Below are 24,030 nucleotides of genomic sequence, written 5' to 3' on the forward strand. Positions count from 1 at the left end.
TCCTGGTTGGACGCGCGCGTTGACACCGGCCACCGAGGTGCCGATCGTTTCAAGGGGCTACGGGATCGCCCTGAGATCGGGGAAGACCATGTGTGGAATCGCTGGCTGGGTGGCGTTCGAGACCGACCTGACCATCCGTTCGCAGACAGTGGACGCGATGACGGCGACCATGGGTTGTCGTGGACCGGACGATTCGGGCACCTGGATCCGGGCGCATGCCGGCCTGGGCCACCGCCGTCTGGCCATCATCGACCTGCCCGGCGGCCGTCAGCCGATGTCGGTGCCGACGCCGTCGGGCGAGGTCGCCATGGTCTACAGTGGAGAGACGTACAACTTTCAGGACCTGCGCGAGGAATTGCTGCGTAAGGGACACAAGTTCGTGACGGTCAGCGATACCGAGGTCGTGCTGCGCGGGTACCTCGAATGGGGCGACGCGGTCGCCGAGCGGCTCAACGGCATGTTCGCCCTGGCTGTCTGGGACGAGCGTGTGAACAAACTGGTGATGATCCGTGACCGGCTGGGCGTGAAGCCGTTGCACTACTACCCGACCCGCGACGGCGTGCTGTTCGGGTCGGAACCCAAGGCGATCCTGGCCAACCCGTTGGCGCGCAAGGTAGTCGACCTCGACGGCCTGCGCGAGCTGGTCGGGTTCACCGTGGCGCCGAAGTGGTCGTTGTGGAAGGACATGTACGAGGTCGAGCCGGGCACGATCGTGACCGTCGACCGGGACGGCATCCGGCAGCGCCGGTACTGGTCTCTGCGACCCGCGGAGCATCAGGACGATCTGGACACGACCATCGACCGGATCCGGGAGCTGATGACCGACATCGTGCACCGCCAGCTGGTCTCCGACGTGCCGCGCTGTGTCCTGCTGTCCGGTGGGCTGGACTCCAGCGCGGTGACCGGGCTTGCGGCAGCACGGCTGGCATCTCTCGGGGAGCAACTGCGCACGTTCTCTGTCGACTTCGTGGGCCGTGAGGAGACCTTCACCGCCGACGAGAACTGGGACAGCCCGGACACACCGTTCATCCGGGACGTAACCGACCTGGTCGGCTCGACCCACCAGTTCATCATGCTCAAGCCCGGGGACCTGACCAACCCGGACCTGCGCCGTGCGGTGATCACCGCACGGGACATGCCGGTCGGCTTCGGCGAGACGGACACCTCGCTCTACCTGATGTTCGAGGCGATCCGACAGGAGTCCACTGTGGCCTTGTCCGGCGAGTCGGCCGACGAGGTGTTCGGCGGATACCGGTGGATGCACGATCCGGTCGCGGTGAACGCGAAGACGTTCCCGTGGCTGGCCTACCGCAGCCCGATGAGCGGTGACCGGGCCGCGTTCCTGGCCCCGCACATCCGTGCCCGGCTGGAGTTGGACAGTTACGTCGACGACCAGTACGCGACTGCCGTCGCGGCGGTCGAACATCGCGACAGTGACAACGAGTGGCAAAAAACCATGCGGGTGAACCAGAACCTGCATCTGACCCGGTTCGTGCGGATGCTCCTGGACCGCAAGGACCGCATCTCGATGGCCGTGGGTCTGGAGGTGCGCGTGCCGTTCTGCGACCACAGGCTGATCGAATACCTCTACAGCACGCCCTGGTCGATGAAGACCTTCGACGGCCGTGAGAAAAGCCTGCTGCGCGCGGCCACGGCCCACGTGCTGCCGGAGTCGGTGCTGGGCAGGCGCAAGAGCCCGTATCCGTCCACACAGGACCCCGGGTACGCGCTGAGCCTGCAGCAACAGGCCAAGGAGGTCATCGCCGACCGGGGCCACCCAGTGCACGACCTGCTGGATCAGGACTGGCTGGCGGGCATCGTGCAGCAGGACGTGGCCAAGCCCAGCGACGCTCGCCGGGGCATCGACCGGGTCCTGGACATGTACCACTGGCTCGACCTCTACCGCCCGGACCTGCGGTTCTAGGGTGCGTCACGCAGCCGGTCGGCCAGCATGCCCTGGAAATGCGGGCACGCCATGATGTCGTCGTGCGTGCATTCGCCCTCGATCATGTCGAGTGCGGCCTGGGCACGGGCGATCCGGGCCAGCAGCCGCTCGCGGTGGCGCGCCATCACCTCACGGCGGTCCTGTGCGGATCGGGCGGCCAGCATCGTCCGGATGTCCGCGAGGCCGAAGCCCGCCTCCTTCGAGATCAGGATCGCAGCGACCCGGTGCAGATCCGTGTCGGTGTAGCGGCGCCGGTCGCCTGCGCGGGTCGGCGTCAGCAGTCCTTCAGCCTCCCAATGCCGCAGCACATGTGCCGGCAACCCGAACTGAGCCGCCACCTCACCGATTGACTTCATGCCGACATTAAGTCGCAGGATGACGGACATGTCCACGTTGCTGACCATGCTCGACACCTTCGACGACCTCCCGCAGGCCCGTAACCTGCGCGAACACACCTACGAAGCACTGGGCGACACAGTCCTGGACGTCGGCTGCGGGAGCGGGCGCGCCGTCGGTGAGCTGGCTGGCCGTGGAGTGCATGCCATTGGCGTCGATCTCGACCCCGCCATGATCGAGGTCGCGACCGAGCGCTGGCCCGCAGGCGAGTTCCACGTCGCCGACGTCACCGCGCTGCCGCTGGACGACGGCTCGGTCACCGGCTACCGCGCCGACAAAGTCCTGCACGCCCTCGCCGAGCCCTCGCAAGCTGTCGTCGAGGCCCGCCGAGTCCTGGCCAGAAACGGCCGGGCGGTGCTCATCGGCCAGGACTGGGACACATTTGTGATCGACTCCGACGACCCCGGACTCACCCGCGAGTTCGTCCACGCCCGTGCGGACGGCATGCCCAACCCGCGAGTTGCCCGCCGATACCGGAACCTCTTGCTGGACAATGGGTTCGTCGATGTCACCGTCGACGTCCGCACAATCGTATGGACAGACGCCACGGTCCTGCCGGTGCTGGCCAACATCGCAGGAGAAGGCACCTGGCTCGACGATCAAACCGCCAGGGCACGCAACGGCCGGCTGTTCGTCGCCATCCCGATCTTCATCGCCTCCGGAACCCGCGCCGAGTGATCATTTCGTTGCTAGTGGAGAAACCGCTGGATGTCGGCTATCTCGGTGGTGAGGTCGGGGACGGGCTCGAACGGCTCAACCTCGACCTCGCCGGAACGCAGTTTCCACACGCCGATCACCCGGCCGTCGAGCACGACGGTCGGGTGGATCCAGCCGCCGCCCGCGTTGATCCGGGTCGCGAACTCGGGCCCGACCGGCCGTTGCTTGTAGCCGAGCAGATATGTGTCGAATGCGGGCAGGAGGCGCACTACACCGGAGCTTGAGTCGTCGGCTGACGATGGCGGGACTTTGCGGGCTTGACCCAGGGGAATGCCTGCCCAGTAGGCGAAATCCTCAGCCGAGGCCGGGCCGAAGGCGCGGTAGTACCTGCTTCCCAGCTCCTGCAGGGGATCCGCGGGCGTGAACCGGTCCTTGACCCACTCGTCGAGCAGGACGTAGGAGTCGAATTCGGCGCCGCGGCAGATCAGGCCGGAGGCTGCGGCGTAGAACATCATGTGCGCCGGAGCCTGACCCTTGGGCTCGATCGACACGCCGTGCGCCGCCAACGAGCGCACGATCTCAGCACGGCTGAGTGCCCGGCCGGTCAGAATCTCCGGGAGACAGGCCAGGGCGCGGGCGCATGTGTCGTCGTCCAGGCCGAGCTGGCTACGCCGTCGTCGTTGCCCGCGAATCATCGCTGGGCCGAGAAAGTCAAGCAGCCAATGGACATCGCGCGCCGCGACCATGTGCAGAGTGCTGCGCATCAGCCAGGTCCGGACGACTGTCCCGGCCGAGCACGCCTTGTCGACGTCAGTGTGAGTCAAACCTGTTGTGCGGGCCCGAACCGAGAGTCGGCACGCGGCCGGGTCTTGAGCCTGCAGACCGGCCGCGCCGACGACCGCGGTGAGCACGTCAGCGGCCGGTGAGCTCAGCCGCTGAGCGTGCATCCGTTGTGCGAGAACGGTCATTCAGCGAGCAGTTTCAATACCGGCGCGAAGTCCTCCATCGAGGGCTCAAGCACGGTGAAGTACGTGAATCCGAACCGGTCCCGCTGGGCCCGCAGCTGGTCGGCGATCTCTGTGGGTTGCCCGATCAGCAGGGCAGGCAGCTCAAGGATCTGCTCGACGGTGAAATCCATCTTGTACAGCTGCCGCAGCTCCCCGGCTTTGGCGGCCCGGTCGTCAGCGGGGACGACACTCTGGATCAGGATGTTCGACTCGTACGTCCGGCCACCGGCTTGCGCGCGGACGAATTCGACGCGTTCCAGCACCTCGTCTGCCTGCAGGAACTCCAGCGGCGGGTTGCCGGGAACGACTTTGAGGCCGGTGAACGCGACTGTGTCGGCGTGCTTGGCCGCCAGGCGGAGCACGCGGTCGCCGTTGCCGCCGATCAGCAGGGGCATGTCCCAGTGCTTCTCGACGATCGCCGCGACCGTTCGCTCCAAATGGGACACACGCTCACCAGCGGATGGCCAGCCCAGGCCGGCTTCCTCGAACTCTTCGCGGACATAGCCGGCGCCGAGGCCGAGTTCGAACCGGCCGTCGGTGTACGTGTTGACCGCGAACACGTCCCGGGCAAGCAGAACCGGGTTGAAGAAGCCCGCGTTCAGTACGAAAGTCCCGAGTTGGGGCAGTGTCGTGACGGAGGCGGCGAGCATCAGCGAAGGGAACGGCGCGCCCATACTCAGATGGTCGGGCACGAGGATCACGTCGTAGCCGAGATCCTCGGCACGTTGGCATTTCGCGACCCAATCGGACCGTGTACCGACGGAGGTCATGTTGACACCGAACCGGAAAGTACCAGTCATGGGGTGAACCTATCACTCAGCGTAGCGCAGCCGTGCCAGGTCGGCCGGGCACCGGCGAAGTGGTGTGGTGCTGGACACGCCTGGCCGAAGCGGTAGCTGTTGGGTTTCGGGTGCATGGGATGCGACGATGCCTGTAGTGAAGGTGTGGGAGGAAACCGGTGCGACTCCGGTGCGGTCCCGCCACTGTGACCAGGGCGACCTGGAAGCCAGACACTCCACCTTCGCTCGGGTACGCACCCGCGCACCCGTGGCCTCGACTTCGGGCGTGGACACCCGGGGAAGGATCGCTCGCGGATGTTTCCGTTCTCAGCTGTTGTCGGGCACGACGACCTAAGGATGTCTCTGCTGCTCAACGCCGTGCATCCAGGTATCGGGGGAGTGCTGGTCAGGGGCGAGAAGGGCACCGCGAAGTCGACCATCGTGCGTGCCCTGGCCGCCTTGCTGCCCCCGGTCGGCGTCGTGCCGGGCTGCCGGTTCGCCTGCGACCCGGCCAACCCAGACCCGTCGTGCCCGGACGCGCCGCATGACGGCTCCGACCAGCGGGCCGCGCGGCTCGTGGAGCTCCCGGTCGGTGCGACCGAGGACCGGCTGGTCGGGTCGCTCGACCTGGAACGCGCGCTGACCGAGGGTGTCCGGGCGTACCAACCGGGCCTGTTGGCTGCCGCGCATCGCGGCGTGCTCTACGTCGACGAGGTCAATCTGCTGCACGATCACCTCGTCGACCTGCTGCTCGACGCCGCCGCGATGGGCCGGGCGCACGTCGAGCGCGAGGGCGTGTCGGTGTCCCACGCCGCGAGCTTCCTGCTGGTCGGGACGATGAACCCGGAAGAAGGCGAGTTGCGGCCGCAGCTGCTAGACCGGTTCGGGCTGACCGTGCACGTGTTGTCGTCACGGGATGTGGCGACGCGGACCGAGGTGATCCGTCGGCGGCTCGCGTTCGAGGCGGATCCGGTGGGGTTCGCGGCGCAATGGGCCGCGGCCGATGCCGAGTTGGCGGCACGGATTGTCAAGGCGCGGACGGCTTTGGCGCACGTTTCGTTGCCGGATTCGGAGTTGCGCCGAATAGCTTCCGTCTGCGCTTCGTTCGAAGTGGACGGTATGCGTGCGGATCTTGTTGTCGCACGGGCAGCCATCGCGCATGCCGCCTGGCGTGGAGCTGATGCGGTCGAGGCGGAGGACGTCGAAGTGGCGGTCCGGCTGGCGTTGCCGCACCGGCGGCGCCGGGATCCCTTTGACGAGCCGGGAATCGACGAGAAGCAGCTGCAGGACGCCCTGCAGGACGCCGAAGAAGCCGCGCAGGAGCCGGAAGACGACCCCGACGGCCCAGGCGACGGCGGCGGTGAGCTGCCGCAGAATTCCGAACAGCAGCCTCAGGGATCGGGTGGTGGTGATCAGCCGCCAGTCCCGCCCGCGCCGGCGTTCCGGGCCCGGTTGCTGCAGGTCCCTGGGATCGGTGAAGGCGCGCCGGGCCGTCGATCTCGGGCCACGGCCCGCAATGGCCATACTGTCCGTCCATCTACTGTGGATGGACACGGTCTGCACCTGGTCGGCACGTTGTCCGCTGCGGCGCCGCATCAGGTCGCACGCGGCCGGGACAGTACCGGATTGCTGTTGCAGGCGCAGGATCTACGAATGGCGGTCCGTGAAGGCAAGGAGAGCAATCTTGTGCTCTTCTGTGTCGACGCCTCCGGTTCGATGGCGGCGCGCAAACGTATGTCGGCTGTGACAGGCGCGGTGCTTTCCTTGCTGCGAGACGCTTATCAGCGTCGTGACAAGGTCGGCGTGGTGACATTCCGTGGCACTTCGGCTGAGGTCACCTTGCCGCCGACGTCCTCTGTGGATGCTGCTGCGGTGCGGTTGAAGCGGCTACGAACTGGCGGTCGTACCCCGCTCGCCGACGGCTTGCTGCGTGTCCGCAGGGTTCTTGCTGCCGAACGACTTCGTGACCCCCGACGCCGTCCGTTGCTCGTGTTGCTGACCGACGGTCGTGCCACGCAGAGCGCAGGCGGGCGTGACCCGATGGAAGACGCCATGAGGGCGGCCGGAATGCTTGCCGCAGACGGAATCGCGACAATCGTGGTCGACTGCGAACAAGGCCCGATCCGGTTGGGCCTGGCCGCCAAGGTGGCCAGAGTCCTCGGCGGAGCCTGCGTCCGGCTGGCCGAGCTGTCCGCCGATCAGGTGACGGGCGTCGTCCGAGCCGCCCGAGCTGCGTGAGGAGAACGCCGTGCCCCAAGGAAAACCGTCGGTGGTCCCGGCGGACGGACTGACCACCCGGCAAAGGCGTAACAGGCCACTGCTGATGCTGCACACCGGCGAGATGAAGGGCAAGTCCACGGCCGCTTTCGGCCTGGCCCTGCGCGCCTGGAACCAGGGCTGGCCGATCGGCGTGTTCCAGTTCGTCAAGTCGGCGAAGTGGAAAGTCGGCGAGGAGAACGCCTTCCGCGCACTCGGCCGTCTGCACGACGAGACAGGCGAAGGCGCACCCGTCGAGTGGCACAAAATGGGCGAAGGCTGGTCGTGGACCCGTAAACAAGGCACAACCGAGGACCACGCGGCAGCCGCAGTCGAGGGCTGGCAGGAAATCGCCCGGCGACTCGCCGCCGAACAGCACGGCCTCTATGTGCTGGACGAGTTCACCTACCCCCTGCACTGGGGCTGGATCGACGTCGACGAGGTGGTGTCCACCCTGGTCAACCGGCCAGGCCACCAGCACGTGGTGATCACCGGCCGCAACGCCCCACAGGCCCTGATCGACGCCGCCGACCTCGTCGTGACAATGACAAAGGTCAAACACCCGATGGACGAAGGCCAGAAAGGCCAGCGCGGCATCGAATGGTGACGAGCGGGCCGGTCACTGTGCGATCAAGTTAGCCCGTTCGGTTCTTGTTCAGTGGGTGACCGTGCGGCAACGATGTGTTGCTGACTTCATTCGGGTTGCGCGCTGCCGGGGGGCACGCACTGATCGACCCTGAGGGGGTTTCTTTTGGCACGCCACGGTGTGGCGCGCGGTTTTCGCGCGCGCTTGTTTGCCGGCATGACAGCTGCCGTACTGGGTTTGACGTTGTGTGAGATTCCTGCGAGTGCTTCTTCTCCAGCTGGTTCTGTGTCGGGGTTGCGTCCGGTGCCGGTGACTGAGGTGCCGTTGTTGCCGGGTGGTCCGGTGCCGCCGGAGACCATGTCAGGTAAGACCGCAGCGGATTTCGGTGTGTTGGGTGAGCGGGGTGGTTCGCGGTTTGACGAGAAACGCTCGGTGGCGGTCGAACGTACTCAATATGCCGAGAAGTACCGGAATCCGGACGGGACGACGACGGTCCGGCAGTCCAAGGTGCCGTTGAATGTCCAGGATGGGCAGGGTAAATGGCAGCCGATTGGTATTGGTCTGGGGAAGGCGGCTGATGGCCGGTTGACCGCGCCGCGGCATCCGTTGTCGCCGAGTTTCGGTGCGGACGCGGCGGATCCGAGCTTGTTGCAGGTGGGTGTGGGTGATAAGCGGGTCACGTTGTCGATGGACGGTGCCACCAAGAAACCCGCTCGAACAGGAGAAGCGGGTGCGCTCAGCTACGAGGGCGTGGCACGGGACACTGACCTGCGGTACAACGTGACGCGCGGGTCGGTGAAGGAATCGATTGTGCTGCACAAGCCCGGGGCGACGAGTTGGGCGTTCCGGTTGCGGACCGATGGTGTGACGCCGGTTCTTGTCGGTGATGGGCTTGAATACCGTGATGCCGCGGGCAAAACGGTGATGGTGATGCCGCCGATCGAGGCCTGGGATTCTGCGGGCAACGGCGAGACGGCCCCGGCTATGACCGGTGGTCGTTACCGGCTTGCGCGGGATGCGCAGGGCTGGGTGTTGACGGTCGAGATGAGCCGGGAATGGTTGCATGCGAAGGATCGTGTGTATCCGGTGTTCGTCGACCCGACGGTGGTGTATCCGGATGTCGATCAGCTGGCGTATCGGTCGGACGGGTACACCTGTTCGTGGTGTGGGATGCGGATCGGCAACAGCCAGGCGCAGGGGGATACCTACAACCGGTCGGTGTTCCGGCTGGATTTCCCGTCGTTGATGGGCGCGAATGTGGTGGGCGCGAAGCTGAGTGTCTATCGGGTGCCGGGCATTGTCGGTTCGATCAAGAGCTGGAACGCCGATGCGTGGGTGGCTGACCGGTTGGAGTTCAACGGTTTCGGCCGGCAGTTGGCCGGTGGTGTGGTGGGTGAGGGCGGTGACCTGACTGGCCAGGGGTTGACTGACTGGCTGCGTGAGCTGGTCAGGAACAATGTGAGTAGCGCGTGGGTGATGCTGACCGGCGAGGAGAAAGCGGGTACCTGGACCTACAAGCATCTGGACGCGGATCTGTTCATCGACTACGGCAGTGCGCCGCCCGCGACGACGCTGGTCGCCCCGGCTGACAATTCGGTGCTGACGAAGACGGCGCCGACGTTGCAGGTCTCGCCGGTGACTGACCCGGATGGTGAGCCGGTGAAGTACTGCTTCCGGGTCGCGACAGGTGCGGACGCGAACTCGGGCATCGTGGTGGAGTCGGGGTGTATCGCCACTCCCACGTGGACGGTTCCGGACCGGGTGTTGCGTGATGGGACGGCGTATACGTGGCAGGCGTGGACTTTGTCGAATTTCACGACGACGAAACCGTCGTGGATTGGTCATTTCCGGGTTGATCAGCGGATCGGTGATGATGGTCCGGCGCCGTCGGACACGGTCGGTGCGGTGGAGACCAATCTGGCGAACGGCAACGTCACGGTGGAGGCGAAGTCGCCGTCGTTTCCCGCTGTCGGTGGTGAGGCGGGGTTGACGTTCCGGTACAACTCGCAGCAGGCCAGTCCGCGTGGGTTGACCGCGGAGTATTTCAACGATGTCAACCACAACCGGGCGGTCGATGACAATGTGCAGCCGTCGTTGGTGCGGCTGGAGCCGTCGGTGAACATCGACTACGGCCTCGAGTCGCCGTTGGCGCCGGCGCTTCCGCCGGATTTCTGGATCGCGCGGTGGACGGGATATTTCTCGGCGCCGGAGACCGGCACGTATCAGTTCGCGGGCCTGCATGACGACTCGTTGAACGTGTGGGTCAACAACCAGCACGTCTACCGGGGTGACGAGTGGAATCCCTCGAACGTGAACTGGACGAGCGAGCACGCGATCGGGTCGGTGGCGTTGACCAAGGGGCAGCGGATCCCGATCAAGGCCGAGCTGGCGGAGACCAATGGGCCGGGTTCGGTGAAGTTGTTCGTGCGCACGACGAACGAGTCGATCGTGCCGCCGCAGTTGGTGCGGCCGGAGTGGTTGTTCACCGAGGATGTCCCGACCCTGTCGGAAGGCTGGACGCTGTCGGCCGATCTGGACGGTGGCGGCGCGGGTTATGTGTCGGCGCAGCAGGCCGATCAGACTGTCGTGCTGACCGATGCCAGTGGGGCCAAGCACACCTGGACGAAGAAGTCGACCGGTGGTTATGCCCCGCCTGAGGGCGAGGACGGCACGCTGGCGATCGACGGCAGCGGCAAAACCACGGTGCACGACGGTGATGTGTTCGTGTTCGGTGTGGACGGAAAGATCGAGTCGCAGACCGCGCCGGTCGATGACCTGAAGCCCGCGTCGTTGCAGTACGTCTATGACAGCAGCCCGCGGCGGTTGCGGGAGATCAAGGACCCGGTGTCCAACCGGGTGATTCGGTTGCACTACAACCGGTCGGGTGATGACTGCTACACCGGTCAGACCGTGCCGCCGGGTGCGGACGCCACCGCGCCCGCGCAGATGTTGTGCCGCATCGCTTATTGGGATGGCAGGCAGAGCGTGCTGTGGTATCGGGCCGGGAACCTCGCCAGGATAGTGGACCCGGGTGAGGAGGTGACCGATTTCGGTTACACGAGCGAGGGTGTGCTGCAACGGGTACGTGACCCGCTGTTGAACGACTGGATCGCGGCCGACCTGGCCAATCGTGATCTCCCGGCGTTGGCGACCGAGATCGCCTACATCGACCACGACGGGCGTAAGAAGGCGTCCACGGTCACGCAGCCGCCACCGGCGGTGGGCCAACCGCGACCGGCCCACGCCTACCGGTATGTGACAGCAACCGAAACCCAGATGGACCTCGCCGGGTTGAGTCCGGCGGCGGGGTTTGCCCGCAAGGTCACCTTTGATGAGGCGTACCGGACGCTGACCGACACCGACGCGACCCAACGGACGAGTCGTAGCGAGTGGAACGTCAAGGACCAACAGGTCGCCACCATCGACGCGGCAGGCCGGAAGTCGACGACGATCTATGACCACGCCGATCGGGTGACCGCGACCTATGGTCCCGCGCCCGAGACGTGTTTCACGGGTCTGCTGCCGAAGCCGGAGTGCGACGTGACGGTGCCGCGTACGCACACCGCGTACGACGAGGGCATCAACGGGTTGGCGGTCGCGTTCTATGACAACGACATGCTGACCGGTGCGCCGAAGGTGCACAGCACCGGGCTGGGTGAGCCGGATGGGAAGTTCGTGAAGAACTGGGCCATGTCCGCGCCTGTCACTGGTATCCCGGCCGATCATTTCTCGTTGCGTGCCACCGGCGAGATCGTCTTTCCCCAGGCGGGCGACTACACGCTGCGGGTGTTCGCCAATGACGGCGTGCGGGTGTGGGTGGATGATCGGCTGGTGGTCGATGGGTGGCGTACCGGGCCGGCGGTCTGGACGCAGGGCACGGTGCGCAGCGACGCCGCAGATTCGATCAAACGCATCCGGCTGGACTACTACGAGTTCGACAACAACGCGCAGCTCGAACTGCACTGGACCAAGCCGGGTGGCGTTCAGGAAGCCGTGCCGGGCAGCCAGTTGCGTCCCCGGTACGGACTGACGACCTCCACGCACACACCCGACACGAACGGTGTCCCTGACCAGCGGACAGCTACTCGCTACACCGACGGTGTGGACGCCGCCCACGGCCTGGCCACGTCCACCTCGACGGATCCCACGGGTCTCAACCTGACCCAGCGGACGCAGTATGAAGTGCCCGGGTTCAAACGTCGTACCGCCAAGACGCTGCCCACCGGTGCCCGGGTCACCTACAGCTACTACGCAGAGGGAGAAACCCGGGCCAACCCGTGTGTCGCTGGTTCACCTGCGGTGTCCCAGGGTGGTGGCGCGAAGCTGACCACCCTCACCACCCCGGCGAGCGGTGCGGCGCGGGTGGATGAGCAGATCTACGACACCTCCGGCCGGGTCGTGGCGAAATCGACCTCCGGCGATTGGTCGTGCACCAAGTACGACCCGCGCGGCCGGGTCACCGAGCAGACCGTCCCCGCCAGCGCGACCTCCGCCGCGCGGACAGTGACCTACAACTACAAGGTCGGCGGCGACCCACTCACCTCGTCCGTGTCCGATCCCGCGGGCACAGTGACGACAGTGGTGGACCTGTTGGGACGAACGGTGTCCTACACCGATGTACACGGCACCCGCACCGAAACAACCTACGACCACCCAGGCCGAGCCGTTTCCGAGAAGCTCACCCCACCGAACTCCAGCGACGCACCCCAGATCAGCACCCCGACCTACGACAATGCGGGCCGGTTGTTGAGCACCAAGCTGGACAACACCGTGCTGGCGACCGTCACCTACGACGCCGCCGGCGAACTGGCGACCGTGACCTACTCCAACGGCTCGTCGCTGGCGGCGACCGGTAAGGACACAGCCGGCCGAACAACCTCGGTGACGTGGAAGACCAGTGACGGCAGGGAAGTCGTGTCGGCTGTGGGGCGCTCACGCTCCGGCACAATCGTGGACGAATCCTTGGCTGGTGTGGATGTTCGCCCGAATGCACCGAACTATGTCTATGACGCGGTCGGGCGGCTGACCGAGGCATGGGTGGCCGGGCATCATTACACCTATGACTTCACCTCGGCCGCGCCCACCGGATGCCCCACCGGCACCCAGAGCAACGCCGGGGCGAACACCAACCGCGTCCGATTGCTCAACCAAACCACTGTTGGCACCGCCGAGACCGGTTACTGCTACGACGCCGCCGACCGCATCCTCGCCACCACAGGCGCCAACGCGGTGACCGGCATCAAGTACAACAGCCACGGCGCCACCACCGAATACACCTCCGGCGGTGCGGTCACGACCCTCGCCTGGGACGGCGCCGACCGCAACACCTCAGCCCGCACCACAGGTCCTGATCCCGCAGTCGTCTCCTACACCCGGGACGCGACCGACCGGATCATTCGCCGGCAGGCAACTCAAGGCGATCAGACCGCTGATGTCCTGTACGGCTACACCGGCGGCGGTGACAGTGCGGATCTGGCTTTTGGGTCGGACAAGCGCTTGCTCACCCGCAGCATCTCCTTGCCCGGCGGAGTGCTGTACACGACCAAGAGCGGCGGTACAGCATCGTGGGACCACCCGACCGTACGCGGCGACATCTGCCTGAGTACGGACACTGCGGGCAAGCAGGTGGGTGATCTCCGCACCTATACGCCGTTCGGTGAACCACTCAAGGCCGACGGCAGCATCGACCCCGACAACGTGCCCGACAACCAACCTGGCCAGTTCGACCACGGCTGGCTCGGCCAACACCAACGGCCCTATGAGCACGCCGGATCGTTGTCACTGGTACAGATGGGCGCTCGCCCCTATAGCCCACTGCTGGGCCGGTTCCTGTCCCTCGACCCTGTCGAAGGCGGCTCCGCCAACGACTACGACTACACTGCGGCCAACCCGATCAACAATACTGATCTGGATGGGCGGTGCCTGTGGGGCTTCTGTGATTGGGCTGAACGTAAACTTTCCAGCGCAAGAAACTGGGTCAACCGCAACGTCATCCAACCCGCCTGGAACTGGACAAAGAGAAACTGGCGGACGATCGCGACGGTCGGTGTCGGGATCGCCGGTGCAGCTGGTGCGATCGCGTGCGGCGTCAGCGTCGTCTGCGGGGTGGTCGTCGGTGGTACGGCCGCGTTCGCTGGTTATTCTGCTCAGAACGCCGGGACGTCGAATTGGAACTGGGGCAGTGCGTTCCGCACGGCGGCAATGGGCGCAGCGACCGGCGGCGTTGGTCCAGCACGTGCCAGAATCGGCGCGAACCAGGCAAAACCCACCCAACATGGGCTGCGCGTCAACGGCCGCGTGCAGTATCGCAAGCCGTGGTTCTACCGAGGAAACCACTGGAGTGCGCAAAACAGGGGTTTGAAACGCTGGTTCTGGTGGCGGCGTTAGTCTGGGATTGGATGAAGGAGAATGATGGTTTCCAGGCGTTTCCCCCGGCTGACACCCGTGCGCCTACTGATTCTCGCTGTATGCGTGGGCGTTGTGTCGACGGTCAGTCTAGTGATCGGCGGTTGGGTAGGCCCAGGACTCGCAGGTGGGCTAGTCGTGTTCCTTGGGGTGACGTTTGCCGAGCGCTGGCGGCGTCAGGACGCGGAACGCGAGCAGGACGACGAACACCAGAAGGACTGATATAGGCCTGAGAACCGCCCCTTGTCGCAAGTCGGACAGAGGCGGTTCTCGCCTTGTGCTGGCCGAACGATTTCGGTGACGTGAAAGACCGGGTTTGCGAACGCGGTGATCGGCATCAAGATCGAGAACGGTCGGGATCCACGATGCGTGGCCGACGAGGAAGTAGAGCTTATGCAGTCGATCGGTTGGTGGCTATGGCATGAACGGATAGGTCGCAGTCGGCTGTTCATAGTTGTGATCGCAGTGGCTTTGATGGTCACGTGGGCGGTGTTCGACTGGCCCAGTTTGGTGGGCGCGTTGATACTGTAGCTGTAGCCGGGTCACTGGCGCTGGCTGTCGGTGACTATTACTTCTGGCGATCTGATAAACGTAAAGCAGAGAAGCCTGAAGTATAGTCTCATTGCTGCGATGGGTGTACCGTTGGTGAACCCATCGCGGCGTTCACAAAATCAAGCGTGCAATAAAGACAGGAAAACCCTCTCGGTTGGGGACGAACTGATGGATGGCAGCCCGCCATTGCTCACAGGTAAGGTGAAGATCCACTACGATGCCGAGGTAGATGCGGCGTACATTTACCTCATCTCCGACGAAGAAGCCCAGGGTGCCGTACTTCGGCAGACCATCGTCAAGAAGAGCCCGCCCAACAGTGAGATCATCTTCGATGTCGAGAACGGTCGGACACTGCATGGGATCGAGATCCTGGGGGCGTCGTTCTGTCTCCCGGAGAGCTTGATCAAGCGGTTACGCGTGCCTGAGTAAGGCAACCCGAAGTATGTGATGGCTGACCTGCGCGGCACCGGAGCTGTCTCCGTTGACTCTGTTGGATTCGCCGTGACCAGGCGGGACCCGGACGTGTAGGGCAATAACGTCGGCGATATCCAAGGCGGACCGTGGCTTGATCAGCGCGGCTTCCTGGGCAAACCGACGAGCGAGGTTACCGGCCTCACTGACATCGGAGCCCGCAAAGAGGGGAACGCCTACCGGCATGTCATCTGGCAAGCGATGCTGACTGTGGCTCTGGGTTCGAGGAGTGCCGCAGCATGGGGAAACGCGCACGAGGGTGATGACCGCTCTCGCGACCACTCCGTCGACGTGTGGAACAACGTGGCCGGACGCATGATCGGGCGATCTATCCGCGTATGGCAATATCCAGCGGCAAAGCAACTACGTAATACAACTGAGGGCGAACTGGCTGATGCGATGGGGCGTCTTGGACATCACAGGTGGTGACTGATGCCACGTCACATGCACGGGGTCCTGCTCGCGTTCTCACTGCTGGTCTCCGGCTGCAGCCCTCTGATCGCCCCCCTGGGCGGCGGCTGTTCTCCGGAGGAAGAGTCATTGAGCCGGAAACTCGCAAAGAGCGAGATCCTTCGCTTGGCCCCAGCGGGTGCAACCGGCTTCGATGACTACGTGACGACGCCCTGTCAGGACGACGACAACGTCGGCAGGATCGGAACGATGTTCGAATTCCCGGGTACAACAGACCAGTTGCGCCAGTACTACCGCGCGGAACTTCCCAGCCGCGGCTGGACTCTCAGCGGCGAAGGCCCGCCGTTCCAGTCCGGTCAAGGCCTTGATTTCGGCAGGCCAGAGCTGTGCTTCGACAGCATGTCGCCTCCTCATGTCATCCTCGCTGTCTACACAGCGACGCGTGCTCCGGCGAGCGCGCCGAGTGGTATCCCGGAGGAACAGTCGGAGCAGATGTCGACGGAACTGTCAGATCTGGGACCTGAGCCCAACAGGCTGGAGTTCCGGTTCACCATGGAGGGCGACCTCCGGTGTGCTGAAGCGATGAACTAGTCCGAAATCGAACGTGAGTGGGCAGACGGCAGTGCCCGGCGGAGCACAGCGGAGCCGGGCACTGCCGTGGTGGTCATACTGCGGGTTTGAGTGTGACCTTGTAACCGAGGGCTTCGAGTTGGCGGACGTGGGGTGTGTTTCTACCCGAATCGGGCTTGGGCGCCCGTCGCTCGATGCGATCCTGGTGTTGTCGCGCGGTGTTTGGCGGCACCAGGATCCCACCTTGATGAAATGCAGGTGACGATGAGTCGGCCCGTTGCTCTCGTTGTGGGTTTGGCGATTTTCGTCGGGGGACTGGCGCTGATAATCTTGACCAACATTTATTTTGGCTGGGGTGTGGCGGCTCTGGTGACCGCAGTTCTCGTGCTCGGGCTGAATCTGTCGCGCCGCCGGGTGATGATCGGCGACCGTCAGGACAGGGAGCCAGGCGACTGACGTGTCAGGCACAAGATGACTGAAGAGGCCGCTGTTCTCGGTTTGCCTTGTACGATGAGATCGCCATGGCGCTGGCTTGCTGTCGCCACAGGGCTCCTGGTCTTATTGTTAGGGATCAGCGGTTTCGTTGGTGGGTTGACCGGAATCGGGGAGATTGTCACGGCGGTCGTCTTGTGTGTCGGAGGCGGGCTGATGACCTGCAGATCTTTACGATCTGGTGTCGTGGTGACCACTGAGCATGTCGTGGATCGAGGGATGCTCGCCAGGGCGATGACGCTGGCCTGGGCCGACGTGGCTGAGGTCCAGATTGGACCCGGTCCATCCGTGCTTCCGTCCACGACGGTGCTTCTCGTCGCTCGGGACGTCGAACGCAGTGTCTCGCTCTCGGCGTTGTCTCGGGATGACGTTTGCTGAGCGTTGGCGGCGTCAGGACGCGGAACGCGAGCAGGACGACGAACACCAGAAGGACTGATATAGGCCTGAGAACCGTGACGTGGAAGACCATGGCAGGGAAGTCGTGTCAGCTGACCGAAGCGGGGATACGGCCAGATGTCCTGGATTGCAAGGCTCGGTGGTGGAAAGGGAATAACGTTGTCGACCGATGCAGCTCTCGCCGCGGTGCTGGATGTGGATGCCCCGGACCGGCGAGATCACATCCGGTCGTTGATCGACAGCACGGACGAGGGGCTCGACGAGAGGATCCTGGCCATGCTGGCCGGCCAGCGGGCCACGGTGGCTTCCGTGCTCTGCCGGGTCCTGGCGGAGCGGCGGCCCGATCGGGATCCGTCGTACGCGTTCGATTGTTTCGCCCGGTCGAAGCGAGGAAGTGCAGACAGGGTGGAGTCTTGGGTGGGCCGCCAGGCCTACCGGCATCCGCTGGGGCTGCATTATGGGATTTGCCGGCTTCGGCTTGCAGCGCCGGTCGAGCATTATGCGGTGAACGCAGCGCATTGGACCGCCATGCGCCGGTTCGCTGCAGTGCTGGCACTCGGGGACACGGCGGATGTTGCTGCTGTGCCGTTGGTTGTGAAGGCGTTGCGAGACAGGAACTGGCGGGTCCGCGTCGAGGCCACCGGTGCGATCCGGCGATTGTCCAGAGATGGTGCTGTGGCGCCGGCGGTTGTGGACTCGGTGGCTGATTCGCTTGTTGCGTGCCTGTCGGATCGCAAGCCGAAGGTGGTGGAGTACGCGGCGATCACACTGTCTGTCTCCACCATGCGGGATCGGTTGGAGGAGGCTCGGCGTTCTTCCCGTCTGAAACCGGAGACCATCGAGGTCGTCAACGCGGCACTTGACGGCAAAGTCCCCGCGCTGCGGCCCACCTGGCCGGGCGACATCGGGTCGGCTGACGGGGAATAGCGGAAAGTCAGGAGCGACCGCCGCGATCGCCATGCCCACCAGGAGCAGAGCGAAGGCGGTCATCGTCGCGAGGGCGGCGATCAGGGTCACCAGTGACCACGGGGAAGCGCTCAGCTGTTGTCGGGGGATGCGGAGTCGAGTTCGGCGGCTGCTCTGCTGCCCAGTTCGAGGACCTGGCTGAGGTTCTGGCGGTTGAGGGTGAGCACGTAGTCGTTGTGGGCGCCGAAGAAGAAGGTGGCGCACTCGCTGCGTGAGTCGATCTCGTAGGTGACTTGGACGTCGTGGTCCATCTCGACCCAGGACTGGACGCTGATGTGGGACTGGAAGTAGAGGGGCATGAGCATTCCTTCTTATCGCACCGTTTACCTGTGTTTGAAATTTAGTCCTACTGTATGACTAGAGGGTGGGACCTGATCGGGTGATGGTTGCCGACTGGCAGACTTTGCCCAGGTACTCAGGGTGCGGAGGTGCGTGTGGGACAGGCTCGCCCGACAGTCGAGCGACGGCAGCTCGGTCTGACCTTGCGGCGGTTGCGGGAACGAGCCGGCCGGACTCAGCATGAGGCGGCCGCGGCGATCGGGAAAGCCAGGACCAAGATCGTCGTTTTGGAGGAAGGCGTCAGCACTGCGACTGACGACGACCTGGTGGCCCTGCTCAACTGTTTTGGCGTTCGTGGCCCGGAGCGCAAGACCGTTCTCGAACTCGGTGCACAGGCACGGAAGCGGCAGAAGCGTCGTGTCTATGTGGACACATTGCCGGACGCGTACGACCGTTTCGCCGACATGGAGGCGAATGCGACCGAGATCAGTTGCTACGAGTCCGGGATCATTCCCGGGCCCTTGCAGTCGGCCGAGTACGCGCGAGCAGTGATCGAGGAATGTGACGGTATCTGGTGGGAGAAGTCGAAACCGGAGGGTGAGAACCGTCTGAACTTCCGGTTGCGACGGCTGGAGACACTGTGGGGTTCCACTGAGCCCAAGCAGTTGCGTTACGTCCTGACTGAGGACGCGCTGCACGCCAACATGGGCCAGCCGGAGGTCATGCGCGGCCAGCTCCGGCATCTGCTCAGCCTGCTGTACCGGCGCGATGATCTTGCCATCCGGATGCTGCCGAACCACGCCTATGGCAACCCTGCTCGCGGAGGCGGACTGACGATCTTCGGGTTCGGTGACCGCGCCGCGCCGGTAGGCTACTCACCTGCCGTTTACGGGTCTTCGACTTACTACGATGAACCAGCGGATGTCGCCGCGCTACGGCGTGCGTTCGACCGGATCTGGGAACTGTCGCTGAGCGAGCGGGAGTCCAAGCGGTTGATCACGGAGCTGGAGGAGACCTGAGCGTGGACACTGGTTGGTTCAAGAGCAGCTACAGCGGTGGTGGCAACGAGAACTGCGTTGAGGTGCGGATCACTTCGCGTGCTGTGAGTGTGCGGGATTCGAAGAACCGGTTACAGCCCGGTTTTACTGTCGGCGCAGCTGAATGGCGGACATTCCTGGCCAAGGTCGGGGGACAGTGATTCCCCGTGTGGTGATCGCGGCGCCTTCTTCCGGCAGCGGTAAGACTACTGTGGCTACTGGCTTGATGGCGGCTTTGAGCCGTCGTGGTTCGAAGGTGGCGCCGTTCAAGGTCGGGCCCGACTACATCGATCCCGGATATCACACGCTCGCGGCCGGGCGGCCCGGCCGGAACCTTGATCCTGTGCTTGTCGGTGAGGACATGGTTGCGCCGCTTTTCAAGCATGGTGCGGCTGGTGCGGACATCGCGGTGATCGAGGGCGTGATGGGGATGTTCGACGGCCGTCATCCCACCTCTGATTACGGCTCGACCGCGCACATGGCGAAGCTTTTGAACGCGCCCGTGATACTCGTGGTGGACGCTTGGGGTCAGGCTCGAAGTATGGCTGCCCTGGTGCATGGGTTTCGTGCGTTCGATCCGGAGATACGTCTGGCTGGCGTTATAGCCAACAGGATTGGGTCGGCTTATCACGCCGAGATTCTCGAGCATGCTTGCGATGAGGTCGGCCTGCCGTTGCTTGGGGCGCTGCGGCGAGAAGACGCGCTGAAGGTTCCGTCCCGGCACCTTGGCCTGGTCACGGCCGCCGAACATGGGCCGGAAGCGGTCCGGGTGATCGACGCGATGGCCGAGCTGGTGGCGGGCGGGGTCAACCTGGACGCGATCGTCCGGGTCGCCGGCGAGGCCGGACCGCTCGATGGTGAGCCGTGGCAGGCGCCAGTCCAGGAAGCGTCCCGGCCGGTGATCGCTGTGGCGGGTGGCGCGGCGTTCACGTTCGGTTACGCCGAGCACGCCGAGATGCTGGCCGCAGCCGGTGCCGAGGTCGCGGTGTTCGACCCGTTGCGCGATACGCGACTGCCAGAAGGCACGAAAGGCCTAGTGCTCCCGGGCGGATTCCCGGAACAGCACGCTGAGCAACTGTCCGCGAACGAGGCGTTGCGGGAAGCCGTGGCGGCGTTCCACGGTCCCGTGCACGCCGAGTGCGGCGGGCTGCTGTTCCTGGTCAAGAGCTTGGACGGGCACCCGATGTGCGGGGTGCTGGACGCCGAGGCCCAGATGACGCCGTCGCTGTCGCTCGGTTACCGGGACGCCGTCGCGGCGGCCGACTCGCCATTGTGCACCGAAGGCATACGGTGGACCGGGCACGAGTTCCACCGGACTGTCGTGACACCCATTCGTGGCGAGAAACCGGCCTGGATCTGGCGGGACCGTGCGGGCTCGGTGGTCCGGGAAGGCTTTGTCCAGCGCCGCGTGCATGCTTCTTACCTGCATACTCATCCGGTCGCCAACCCTGGCGCCATAGCCCGATTCGTGCGCGCGTGCGAATAGGTGGCAGGGTATGCGTCACTCTGACGAAACGGGGTGAACTGGCCCATGACGGTGACTGTGATCGGGGTCGACGGGGAGACGCTGCCCGCGGGTGCGGCGGCCGTCCTGGCCGAGGCCGACGTCGTGGTCGGCGCGCGGCGGCACCTGGACGCACACGCGCCGCGGAGCGTCCGGACGATGGAACTCGAGCCGGTCGAAGCCGTGCTGACCGACCTGAAGCTCGCGTCGCACGCCGTGGTCCTGGCCGACGGCGACCCTGGGTTCTTCGGAATCGCCGGCACGCTCCGGGAAAAGGGCATCCGGCTGACGGTGTTGCCCACGGTGTCGAGTGTTCAGCGGCTGTTGGGGCTGATCGGCCGTCCTTCCGACGACGTGACGATCGTCAATGTGCAGGGCAAGGACATCAGGCAGGCGGTGAACGTCTGCCGGGCGCGGTCCGCGGTGGCGGTGCTGGGAGCCGGGCCCGCGGAGCTGGCGGTCGCACTCGGCGGCTGGCGGCGGACCCTCGTGGTGGCCGAGGACCTCGGCGGCCCGGACGAGAAAGTGTCCACAGTAGACCTCAATGACGCGGTGAAACGTACCTGGCGCGAATCCAGCGTGGTGCTCAGCCTGACCGAGGCCGAAAAGGTGCCGCCGCGTGGCTGGATCGCCGGTGCCCAGCCGGTCACCGATGGCTGGGCGATGCCGGAGGACGACTTCTCCCACCGGGACGGCATGGTCAGTTCCGCGGAACTGCGTGCCCTGGCGCTTGCCCGGCTCGCGCCCGCACCTGGATCGTTGGTGTGGGACGTCGGCGCGGGTTCGGGCGCGATGGCCGTGGAGTGTGCCCGGCTCGGCGCTGCTGCGCTGGCGGTGGAGCGGGATCCGATGCAGTGCCTGCGGATCATGGCCAACGCCAGCCAGTACGGCGTTGACGTCCGTGTGGTCGAGGCCGAGTTGCTGGCCGCGATCAGCGGATTGCCCAAGCCGGACGCCGTTTTCATTGGTGGCGGTGGGGACGCGGTCGTGCGCGCGTGCACCACGGTTGAGGCTTCGCGGGTGGTTGTGGCGTTGGCGTCGGTCGATCGTGTCGCTGCCACCCGATCGGCGTTGAAGGCGGCCGACTATCGTGTCGACGGCTGCCAGTTGTCGGCGGCACGGTTGGCAGAACATTCCGACGGCGCCACGAAACTGGCCGCCGTCGATCCGGTGATCTTGGTTTGGGGCGTACGTTGATCGGTCTGTTCGCGGTGACAGCTCAGGGAAAACGAGCTGCCGCCGGCCTTGCGCTGGGCCCGGATACGGTGCTGGTGGACGGCCCGGTCAAGCCGTCGCTCGAGCGCCTGTGGCCGACCCTGGGCTCGGCCGTGTTCTTCATGGGTGCGGGTGCCGCGGTCCGGCTCGTCGCGCCATTGCTGGAGAACAAGCGTGACGATCCCGGTGTCGTGTGTGTGCACGAGGGCTTTGTGATTGCCCTGACCGGTGCCGGAAACATTCTCGCGCAAGCGATTGCCGAGTCGTTGAACGTCACGGTCGTGACCACATCGGACTATCTCGGCGCGACCCCGATCGACGATTTGGTGGAGACGTTGGACACCGCGGTCGACGGCGACCTCGCCGCCTGCGGTGCCGCCGTGCTGGCCGGGGATCCAGTCCGGTTGCTCAACCCGCTCGGATTCTTGTTGCCGGACCTGCCGGGCAACCTGCAGCCGGACAACTACGGTACTGAGTGGACAGTCCTGATCGACGACCGCATCCCGGGCCTGCGCCCGAAAGGCAAGCTGCTGCGGCTGATTCCCAAGACACTCGTGGTCGGCGTCGGTTCGAGCAAGGGCGTCACGCACGAAGCCGTGACCGCGGCACTGGAATTGCTGGAGTCCGAGCACGAGCTGGACCCTCGCGCGGTCCGCTCGTTCGCGACCATCGACATCAAGGCCCGTGAACCCGGCATCCAGGAAGCCGTGGAGGACTGGGGTTTCTGGCACGGCGAGAGCGACGGCAGCATGCCCCCGCTCGCCGTGCACACAGCCGACGCCCTGGCGTGCGTCGACGTGCCGAATCCCGCAGCCGGAGTTCAAGCCGAAGTGGGCACACCCAGCGTCGCCGAAGCCGCCGCCCTGCTGACCGCCCGCGAATTGGGCGACCAGGTGGAACTGGCGGCGCCGAAAACCAGCGCGGGCAACGTCACTGTGGCCGCAGCCCGGATCTTGCCCTGAGCAGCAAGTCGTCGCGTGACCGGACTATGGCCAGCACGAGGATCGCGAAACCGAAATACGCGGCGACAACGAGGAACTGGCCGAGGTTGAACGGGCCCAGCCCGAACCACCGGTGCGGCGAGATCGAGAATATGACCAGCCCGCAAGCAGCCAGGATGTTGTGTCCCGTGGCCAGCAACGACAAGAGGATCGGGACGCACCAGACCCAGTGATGCGTCCACGAGATGGGCGACACGAGCAGCACTGCCAACGCGTTGATCGACAGTGCGAGCGGCGGCGGTGCGGAACGCATACCGAGCACAGCCACCGTGATCACCGCCGCTGCGAGGATCAGCCAGGTAAGGCTGCCGGTGACACCCAGCCGCGTGAGCACACCCGTGATCGATTGGTTCGCGGCATGGCCGACGTCGATCCGGTCGGAGGTACGAAAGACCATCCGCGTCCAGAACCAGACCGATTCGTGCCACGCCAACAGGAAACCGGCAAAAGTGGTGGCAAGGAACGACAACACCGCGGTCACCACGGATCGGTACTCACGGTTGACGAGGAAGAACAGCAGAAACGCGATGGGAGTCAGCTTGATCGCGGCGGCCACACCGATCAACGCGCCGCGCGGCCACCGAGGATCGCGAACCAGACAATCAGCCACCACAAGGAGCATCAGGACCGCGTTGACCTGCCCGAAATCCACGGTCGACTGGATAGGCTCCAGCAGGAGCGCGACCGGCAGCACGAATAACCATTTCCGGGGTAAGTCGAGTGCCTTGACGACGATCATCAGAGTGAGCGCCACCGCAGCGACGGTGACCAGGGCGAGCGCGACGCTGGCCACGGGATACGAGACGACGGCCAAGGGCGATAACAGAGCGGCCGCGATCGGCGGGTATAAGAAGGGAAGGCTGATGCCTGCCCTGGTCTCCGGCAGCGTGCCGTAGAGCTCCCCACCGTCGAGCCACGTCTGCACCCCGATCCGGTACACATCCAGATCGATTCGATAGAACACGCTCGCCACCAGGTACGACACGACCGCGAGCAGGGCAGCACCCCAGAGAATCCCCCGAAAGATCACACGGCCATGTCTACCAGTGACCTTCGGATGCCCCCAAAGTGGCGTTGGGGGCGCTGGATGCTCCGAAAGCCACTT

Annotated in this window: 22 protein-coding genes and 1 riboswitch; of the genes, 17 read left to right on the plus strand and 5 right to left on the minus strand. The window is 65.1% G+C overall.

The genetic code is table 11. The annotated features are described in order from the left end of the window. Positions 1–88 precede the first annotated feature (88 nt). Positions 89–1,924 carry an asparagine synthase (glutamine-hydrolyzing) gene (asnB, locus tag JOF56_RS28980; RefSeq protein WP_209642648.1) on the plus strand — a complete coding sequence of 612 codons (1,836 nt, stop codon included), beginning with the start codon at positions 89–91 and terminating at the stop codon, positions 1,922–1,924. Here the strand turns inward: asnB and JOF56_RS28985 are convergent. After that, positions 1,921–2,349: a helix-turn-helix domain-containing protein gene (locus JOF56_RS28985; RefSeq protein WP_245378442.1), complete on the minus strand. Its 429-nt coding sequence runs from the start codon at positions 2,347–2,349 to the stop codon at positions 1,921–1,923. The genes asnB and JOF56_RS28985 overlap by 4 nt on opposite strands. Between JOF56_RS28985 and JOF56_RS28990 the strand changes: the two genes are divergently transcribed. Beyond that, positions 2,330–3,019, plus strand: coding sequence for a methyltransferase domain-containing protein (locus JOF56_RS28990; protein ID WP_209642649.1), 690 nt, complete (start codon positions 2,330–2,332; stop codon positions 3,017–3,019). The genes JOF56_RS28985 and JOF56_RS28990 overlap by 20 nt on opposite strands. An 11-nt stretch (positions 3,020–3,030) precedes the next feature. Here the strand turns inward: JOF56_RS28990 and JOF56_RS28995 are convergent, their stop codons facing one another. Together JOF56_RS28995 and JOF56_RS29000 are read right to left on the minus strand one after the other, a co-directional pair. Beyond that, positions 3,031–3,966, minus strand: a complete 936-nt coding sequence (locus tag JOF56_RS28995) for a winged helix DNA-binding domain-containing protein (protein ID WP_209642650.1) — start codon at positions 3,964–3,966, stop codon at positions 3,031–3,033. Further along, a complete protein-coding gene (locus tag JOF56_RS29000; RefSeq protein ID WP_209642651.1) occupies positions 3,963–4,805 on the minus strand; it encodes a TIGR03621 family F420-dependent LLM class oxidoreductase in 843 nt (280 codons plus the stop codon). The genes JOF56_RS28995 and JOF56_RS29000 overlap by 4 nt, the downstream gene beginning before the upstream one ends. 123 nt (positions 4,806–4,928) lie before the next feature. Beyond that, positions 4,929–5,042, plus strand: a riboswitch (cobalamin riboswitch). A 57-nt stretch (positions 5,043–5,099) separates the two neighbouring features. Between JOF56_RS29000 and JOF56_RS29005 the strand changes: the two genes are divergently transcribed. The 10 genes from JOF56_RS29005 to JOF56_RS29040 all read left to right on the plus strand — a co-directional run bounded on the left by JOF56_RS29005 (position 5,100) and on the right by JOF56_RS29040 (position 17,850). Beyond that, the gene (locus tag JOF56_RS29005) at positions 5,100–7,022 is read left to right on the plus strand and encodes a putative cobaltochelatase (RefSeq protein WP_209642652.1); all 1,923 of its coding nucleotides are present in this window, start codon (positions 5,100–5,102) and stop codon (positions 7,020–7,022) included. A 10-nt stretch (positions 7,023–7,032) separates the two neighbouring features. Beyond that, positions 7,033–7,647 (plus strand): cob(I)yrinic acid a,c-diamide adenosyltransferase, encoded by a 615-nt coding sequence (gene cobO / locus JOF56_RS29010; RefSeq protein WP_209642653.1) that lies wholly within the window; start codon positions 7,033–7,035, stop codon positions 7,645–7,647. A 282-nt stretch (positions 7,648–7,929) separates the two neighbouring features. After that, positions 7,930–14,013, plus strand: coding sequence for a PA14 domain-containing protein (locus tag JOF56_RS29015; protein WP_209642654.1), 6,084 nt, complete (start codon positions 7,930–7,932; stop codon positions 14,011–14,013). A 111-nt stretch (positions 14,014–14,124) separates the two neighbouring features. Then, a complete protein-coding gene (locus tag JOF56_RS59620) occupies positions 14,125–14,253 on the plus strand; it encodes a hypothetical protein (RefSeq protein WP_281065506.1) in 129 nt (42 codons plus the stop codon). 498 nt (positions 14,254–14,751) lie between these two features. Then, positions 14,752–15,012: a DUF2283 domain-containing protein gene (locus JOF56_RS29020; RefSeq protein ID WP_209642655.1), complete on the plus strand. Its 261-nt coding sequence runs from the start codon at positions 14,752–14,754 to the stop codon at positions 15,010–15,012. Between the two features lie 192 nt (positions 15,013–15,204). Beyond that, entirely contained in the window at positions 15,205–15,483 is a 279-nt protein-coding gene (locus tag JOF56_RS60795) for a DUF6973 domain-containing protein (RefSeq protein WP_372448394.1), read from the plus strand. A gap of 3 nt (positions 15,484–15,486) precedes the next feature. Beyond that, positions 15,487–16,056 carry a hypothetical protein gene (locus JOF56_RS29025; protein WP_209642656.1) on the plus strand — a complete coding sequence of 190 codons (570 nt, stop codon included), beginning with the start codon at positions 15,487–15,489 and terminating at the stop codon, positions 16,054–16,056. A 231-nt stretch (positions 16,057–16,287) separates the two neighbouring features. Then, positions 16,288–16,491, plus strand: a complete 204-nt coding sequence (locus JOF56_RS29030; RefSeq protein WP_209642657.1) for a hypothetical protein — start codon at positions 16,288–16,290, stop codon at positions 16,489–16,491. Positions 16,492–16,713: 222 nt separating this feature from the next. Beyond that, a complete protein-coding gene (locus tag JOF56_RS29035; RefSeq protein WP_209642658.1) occupies positions 16,714–16,905 on the plus strand; it encodes a hypothetical protein in 192 nt (63 codons plus the stop codon). A gap of 177 nt (positions 16,906–17,082) precedes the next feature. After that, positions 17,083–17,850, plus strand: coding sequence for a HEAT repeat domain-containing protein (locus JOF56_RS29040; protein ID WP_209642659.1), 768 nt, complete (start codon positions 17,083–17,085; stop codon positions 17,848–17,850). A gap of 110 nt (positions 17,851–17,960) precedes the next feature. Here the strand turns inward: JOF56_RS29040 and JOF56_RS29045 are convergent, their stop codons facing one another. After that, positions 17,961–18,188, minus strand: coding sequence for a hypothetical protein (locus tag JOF56_RS29045; protein ID WP_209642660.1), 228 nt, complete (start codon positions 18,186–18,188; stop codon positions 17,961–17,963). Between the two features lie 129 nt (positions 18,189–18,317). On the opposite strand from JOF56_RS29045, the gene JOF56_RS29050 reads away from it, so the two are divergent. From JOF56_RS29050 to JOF56_RS29070, 5 genes are read left to right on the plus strand one after another with little or no spacing between them, the layout of a single operon-like run. After that, positions 18,318–19,187 (plus strand): helix-turn-helix domain-containing protein, encoded by an 870-nt coding sequence (locus JOF56_RS29050; protein ID WP_209642661.1) that lies wholly within the window; start codon positions 18,318–18,320, stop codon positions 19,185–19,187. 2 nt (positions 19,188–19,189) lie between these two features. Next, positions 19,190–19,366: a DUF397 domain-containing protein gene (locus JOF56_RS29055; protein ID WP_209642662.1), complete on the plus strand. Its 177-nt coding sequence runs from the start codon at positions 19,190–19,192 to the stop codon at positions 19,364–19,366. Beyond that, a complete protein-coding gene (locus tag JOF56_RS29060) occupies positions 19,330–20,691 on the plus strand; it encodes a cobyrinic acid a,c-diamide synthase CobB (RefSeq protein ID WP_209642663.1) in 1,362 nt (453 codons plus the stop codon). Before JOF56_RS29055 ends, JOF56_RS29060 begins: the two co-directional genes overlap by 37 nt. A 45-nt stretch (positions 20,692–20,736) precedes the next feature. Then, positions 20,737–21,906, plus strand: coding sequence for a precorrin-6y C5,15-methyltransferase (decarboxylating) subunit CbiE (gene cbiE, locus JOF56_RS29065; protein WP_209642664.1), 1,170 nt, complete (start codon positions 20,737–20,739; stop codon positions 21,904–21,906). Next, on the plus strand, positions 21,903–22,886 hold the full coding sequence (locus tag JOF56_RS29070; RefSeq protein ID WP_209642665.1) for a cobalamin biosynthesis protein: 984 nt from the start codon (positions 21,903–21,905) through the stop codon (positions 22,884–22,886). The genes cbiE and JOF56_RS29070 overlap by 4 nt, the downstream gene beginning before the upstream one ends. Here the strand turns inward: JOF56_RS29070 and JOF56_RS29075 are convergent. After that, positions 22,855–23,955, minus strand: coding sequence for a glycosyltransferase 87 family protein (locus tag JOF56_RS29075; protein ID WP_209642666.1), 1,101 nt, complete (start codon positions 23,953–23,955; stop codon positions 22,855–22,857). The two genes, JOF56_RS29070 and JOF56_RS29075, sit on opposite strands and share 32 nt — an antisense overlap. Positions 23,956–24,030 lie beyond the last annotated feature (75 nt).

This window comes from Kibdelosporangium banguiense (assembly GCF_017876405.1).
Taxonomy (GTDB): domain Bacteria; phylum Actinomycetota; class Actinomycetes; order Mycobacteriales; family Pseudonocardiaceae; genus Kibdelosporangium; species Kibdelosporangium banguiense.

Bases quoted from the DNA above. Each gene is read 5' to 3' on its own strand.
- JOF56_RS29045 (WP_209642660.1), bottom strand. From the start codon at position 18,188: ATGCCCCTCTACTTCCAGTCCCACATCAGCGTCCAGTCCTGGGTCGAG.
- JOF56_RS29060 (WP_209642663.1), top strand. From the start codon at position 19,330: ATGGCGGACATTCCTGGCCAAGGTCGGGGGACAGTGATTCCCCGTGTG.
- JOF56_RS29000 (WP_209642651.1), bottom strand. From the start codon at position 4,805: ATGACTGGTACTTTCCGGTTCGGTGTCAACATGACCTCCGTCGGTACA.
- JOF56_RS29030 (WP_209642657.1), top strand. From the start codon at position 16,288: ATGCAGGTGACGATGAGTCGGCCCGTTGCTCTCGTTGTGGGTTTGGCG.
- JOF56_RS28985 (WP_245378442.1), bottom strand. From the start codon at position 2,349: ATGGTCAGCAACGTGGACATGTCCGTCATCCTGCGACTTAATGTCGGC.
- JOF56_RS28990 (WP_209642649.1), top strand. From the start codon at position 2,330: ATGTCCACGTTGCTGACCATGCTCGACACCTTCGACGACCTCCCGCAG.
- asnB (WP_209642648.1), top strand. From the start codon at position 89: ATGTGTGGAATCGCTGGCTGGGTGGCGTTCGAGACCGACCTGACCATC.
- JOF56_RS29020 (WP_209642655.1), top strand. From the start codon at position 14,752: ATGGATGGCAGCCCGCCATTGCTCACAGGTAAGGTGAAGATCCACTAC.
- JOF56_RS29005 (WP_209642652.1), top strand. From the start codon at position 5,100: ATGTTTCCGTTCTCAGCTGTTGTCGGGCACGACGACCTAAGGATGTCT.
- cbiE (WP_209642664.1), top strand. From the start codon at position 20,737: ATGACGGTGACTGTGATCGGGGTCGACGGGGAGACGCTGCCCGCGGGT.
- JOF56_RS29025 (WP_209642656.1), top strand. From the start codon at position 15,487: ATGCCACGTCACATGCACGGGGTCCTGCTCGCGTTCTCACTGCTGGTC.
- JOF56_RS28995 (WP_209642650.1), bottom strand. From the start codon at position 3,966: ATGACCGTTCTCGCACAACGGATGCACGCTCAGCGGCTGAGCTCACCG.